This is a genomic window from Acinetobacter sp. UBA3106 (genome assembly GCA_002365595.1).
In the GTDB taxonomy this organism is placed as follows: domain Bacteria; phylum Pseudomonadota; class Gammaproteobacteria; order Pseudomonadales; family Moraxellaceae; genus Acinetobacter.
In genome coordinates this window covers 36,050-40,435 of record DFAM01000013.1, presented here as the reverse complement: position 1 = coordinate 40,435, position 4,386 = coordinate 36,050, and the positions used below count along the sequence as shown (strand labels likewise).

Genomic DNA, 4,386 nt, shown 5'->3' with positions numbered 1-4,386 from the left:
CAAGAAAATAGAGAAATTAAGTAATTAAAAGTAACCAGTGTCCGCTTTAAGTAAGCGAATACTTCATTATAAAAGCTCCTTAATGATTAGAGATTGGATCACTGGATTTTATAGGCCGGATCAGAAAAAAGGATAATGATCCAATAGCCACAACAGTCCATAATAACCAAAGAAACTGCTGATTAAGCTCACCCAGACTGGAATTTTGCTTTTAAGAAGTGAAATGACAGTGATAATAAAAAGCACATCTAGGCCAGACAGTACATATTTTTGTCCCATCTGCACCACGAGGCATAATAACAGGCCTACTACCGCTGCATTAATGCCTGCCAAAGCATGAAATAACCGTGGAAAGTGCATTAAACGTGACCAGTACGGTAAGGCGCCAAAGATGAGCAAGAAAGAAGGCAAGAAAATCACCACAGTCGCAAAAGCGGCATTCAACACTGCCGATGAACTTAAAGGTAATAAAGCACCTAGATAACTGGCAAAACTAAATAAGGGGCCTGGCATCAGCTGGGCAATCGCATAGCCTAAGTCAAAATGTTGCTGCGAGACTAGGCCGGTTACGACAAAGTCCTGCTGTAAAAAGGGCAAAATAATATGTCCACCACCAAAGACCAAAGAGGCTGTGCGGTATAAACCTGTGAAACTGTCGAGCCAGAGACTGGGAAAAAATTGCTGTAATACGGGAACAATCAAAAATGGCAAGGCAAATAAAATCAGCCAGAGATACGCAAAGGATTTTTTGGGTGTGGTTGATGCACTCGCAGTAGATTTAAAGGTATTTTGTGGGGGAAAATAATGTAGATAAATCAGTCCTGCCAAGGTACCGAAAAGAATCACCAAAACCTGATTAATGCTCAGCGGTACAACATAGACAAATAAGCCAGACAGCAGCATTAATACATACTGCCATTGCTCTTTACAAAAGCTACGTAACATTTGCCAGAATGCCCATGCCACCACGCTAAATACAATGAGTTGAATCACATGGAAAAATTCAACAGAAAAATAACTGGAAAATTGAATACCAAGCATTGCAGCAAGGGTCATCAGTAGGGCAGAAGGTAGAGTAAAGCCCAGCCATGCCAGCAGCGCCCCCCGATAACCTTTCAGCTGATAACCAATCGCAAGACCCATCTGGCTACTGCTGGGGCCAGGTAAAATTTGTGCCAAAGCCAAGAGATGGGCATATTGCTGCTCATCCAGATATCCAAGCTGCTGCACAAAACGCCGATAAAAAAACACCAGATGCGCTGCCGGACCGCCAAATGCCGTACAGCCTAATTTCAGGAATATTTTAAACAAGCTGCAATATGACAGCATGGGAGCAGAGGGCAACATAATGATCCAAAAAATATTTGAGTTTTAGCCTGCGCAAGATGAACAGGCCAGATTTACTTTGTTATGAGATATTCCTGCAATGTATATTTCTAACATGAAAAAGCCCATCCCAAATGATTACTTTTGATGGGCTTTTATTTTTTAATTTAACCTGCAAATATTTAATAAAGATGACCATCCTGAAAATAATGTGCGATCTGATGAGTTTCACTGGCGTTATTTGCGAGACGAAGAGGCAGATGTTCAACCACCTCATCATTTAATAATTTAGCCATGAAAATGAACTGCTTTTTTAGTCAATATAAAAAAGAGTCACTGTAAGTAAAAAATGCAGCATCATGACGCATTTTTTATTTTATTTACGATGTTGAACATTCGTAAATGTGAGTTGGGTCATGATGCTGTGGAGTAATTTTATGACGCGTTTTTATTGTTATTATTTCAGATCAATAAACACCATTAATAAGGTCGACCTCCTGCCAGACTGATACGCTTTAATAAACGGCGCTGCTCACTGGGGAAGGGTTTGCGTGAATGCAGGGTGACCTGATTATCCCAAAATACAATGTCGCCTTCTTGCCATTGATGTTCATAACGAAATTCAGGTTTTAACAGATGTTCGCGCAACGAAGCAATGAGTTCATTACCCGCCTGATCATCATAATTGACCAGTTCCACTTCAGAATGGGTATTTAACCACAGTGCTTTACGGCCACTCTCAGGATGGGTGCGTACCAGTGGATGAGCATAGGCATGACCAATAATCGGCTGATCTTTAAAGCGATATAATGGGCTGTTGCCATAACCATTGTGATCATTATCTTTAAGATGTTGTCTACGAACAAATGGGTTATAGGTAATCAGTTGTAATTGATCGATATGCTTTTGGGTTTTCTCATCCAGTGCTTCATAAGCCTTGATAGTATTAAACCATGAGGTTTGTCCGCCATCTTTGGGTAATTCAATTGCATAAAGTAATGAACCAAAAGAAGGAAGCGGAGTCCACTGGTGATCGGCATGCGGCGAAAGTTCGCCATAGCCGGTGTAATCACCTTGTCCCACAGCATTGGAAACGGGCACGACATCGGGTGGTGTACCGGTATCTGTTTGGGTGGCAAGTACAGGATTATCTGCACTTGGGCGGAAAATGGAACCAAAATAGCTGGCAAAGGCCAAATACTGTAAATCGTCCAAGCGCTGGTTTTTGAAAATTAGAATCAGATGCTGAGCCAGTGCCTGCTTTAACCGGTAAATGGTTTCACCCGCTTGGGCTTTGCGTGCATCCAGGCCTAAAACCACAGCGCCTAGAGCTTCGCCTTCTAAGGGCACAATAGTAATGTCTTGTGGATTTTGAAACTGTTCTGGCTGATGCCAGCGCGGCGCATCATGAATTGCTTGAGAAAGTTGGGTAAGTACTGTCATTGTTTTGCTCTAATGTTTTATGTTGAAATAAAATCTAAGCAATACAAAACAAAAAATAAAATCAAAATATTTACTAAGCTTATGAAATGACAGTGAAAAATACTTAAATCAATGATTGTTAAACTTTTAATATAAACAGCAAAACAAAGCAGATTTTTTGCTGTTTTCACTGCTGATATTTCAGCATTAATGCGGACAAAAGGCTTGATTGAAATACTCAAACAGTTGCGGTGTTTTAATCCACAGCAGAATGGCGATGGCCAATAACAGGCCAATCGCTGCAGCAGTCAGGATTTTAAGCCCAAGCATAGAATCAGTCATGAACCACATGCTCCTCATTGACAAAGAAATGAACCAGAACACCGAATACGCTTAATAGAATGGAAAACATCCAGATCATATTATAGTTGCCAGTCATGTCATGATTGACACCCCCCAGCCATCCGCCAAAGAACGAACCAACCTGATGGGTAAAGAACACGATACCACTGAGCATGGACAGGTATTTTATCCCAAACATATTCGCCACAATGCCGTTAGTCAGGGGAACGGTAGATAACCAGAGTAAACCCATAATGACGCCAAAGCTGTAAATTGTCCAGGTACTCAAAGGCAGCAATAAAAACCCAATAATGGCAATACCACGCAGGCCATATAGACCCATCAGTAAGTAAGGTTTGGAGTATTTTCCACCCAGCCAGCCTGCGGTATAGGTGCCGACAATATTAAATAAACCGACCAGAGCCAGGAACACTGTGCCTGTGGTGGCATCAAAACCATGATCAATCAGATAGCCAGGCAAATGAATGCCAATAAAGACCACCTGGAAGCCACAGACAAAGAAACCTAAAGACAGGAACCAGAATGGTTTGTGATTTTTGGCAATCACCAGAATTTCTTTAACGCTCAGTGCCGGTTTATGGATGGCCGCCGATATGTTATTGGGGGTATAAGCGGGCGCTTTTAAGGTCCACGCCAATGGAACAATGAAGGCAATTAAAATTGCACTAACCATCAATGCAGCTGACCAGCCGGCACTCTGTAACAGTAGCAGGGTAGACGGCAGCATAATAAATTGGCCAAAAGACCCGGCTGCGCTGGCAATGCCCATCGCCAGACTACGCTTTTCAGGGTGTGCGGCACGTCCCACAGCAGAAAGCAGCACAGGAAATGAGGTGGCAGAAAGAGCCAAACCCAGAATTAACCCAACACTTAAATTCAGCAGCAAGCCACTTGAGCTGACTGCCATAAGCAACAGGCCAAGGGTATAGAGGGCGCCTCCCACAGCGACCACGATTTTACTGCCGTATTTGTCGGCAAAAGCTCCTGTGACGGGTTGTACCGCACCCCAAATCAGGTTTTGCATGGCGATGGCGAGACTAAACACATTATGTCCCCAGCCAAATTCATGGCTCATGGGCACCAGATACAGACCAAATGCATGACGGACACCCAATGACAAAGCCAGAATAATGGCACTTCCAATTAACATATAAATCAGAGGTTTGGAAAAACGGGTATCTGACATAATTCATCCATGCTGGGCTGTGTTGCGGCTATGTTATTCGATTCTGCAAGGCTAAGCGATTAAATAAAACTTAAACAAAAGATAAAATT

4 protein-coding genes are annotated in these 4,386 nt (G+C 42.5%); all 4 read right to left on the bottom strand.

From position 1 onward, the window contains the following. Positions 1-120: 120 nt before the first annotated feature. The gene (chrA, locus tag B4C48_RS05880; RefSeq protein ID WP_291354678.1) at positions 121-1,347 is read right to left on the bottom strand and encodes a chromate efflux transporter; all 1,227 of its coding nucleotides are present in this window, start codon (positions 1,345-1,347) and stop codon (positions 121-123) included. Positions 1,348-1,806: 459 nt separating this feature from the next. Beyond that, a complete protein-coding gene (locus B4C48_RS05875) occupies positions 1,807-2,769 on the bottom strand; it encodes a TauD/TfdA dioxygenase family protein (RefSeq protein ID WP_291354677.1) in 963 nt (320 codons plus the stop codon). A gap of 186 nt (positions 2,770-2,955) precedes the next feature. After that, entirely contained in the window at positions 2,956-3,090 is a 135-nt protein-coding gene (locus B4C48_RS05870) for a hypothetical protein (RefSeq protein WP_291354676.1), read from the bottom strand. Then, on the bottom strand, positions 3,083-4,297 hold the full coding sequence (locus B4C48_RS05865) for an MFS transporter (protein ID WP_291354675.1): 1,215 nt from the start codon (positions 4,295-4,297) through the stop codon (positions 3,083-3,085). The genes B4C48_RS05870 and B4C48_RS05865 overlap by 8 nt, the downstream gene beginning before the upstream one ends. Between the last annotated feature and the right edge of the window lie 89 nt (positions 4,298-4,386).

What these genes read in the sequence shown, in the direction of transcription:
- B4C48_RS05875 (WP_291354677.1), bottom strand. Translation starts at nt 2,769, where the DNA reads ATGACAGTACTTACCCAACTTTCTCAAGCAATTCATGATGCGCCGCGC.
- B4C48_RS05865 (WP_291354675.1), bottom strand. Translation starts at nt 4,297, where the DNA reads ATGTCAGATACCCGTTTTTCCAAACCTCTGATTTATATGTTAATTGGA.
- chrA (WP_291354678.1), bottom strand. Translation starts at nt 1,347, where the DNA reads ATGTTGCCCTCTGCTCCCATGCTGTCATATTGCAGCTTGTTTAAAATA.
- B4C48_RS05870 (WP_291354676.1), bottom strand. Translation starts at nt 3,090, where the DNA reads ATGACTGATTCTATGCTTGGGCTTAAAATCCTGACTGCTGCAGCGATT.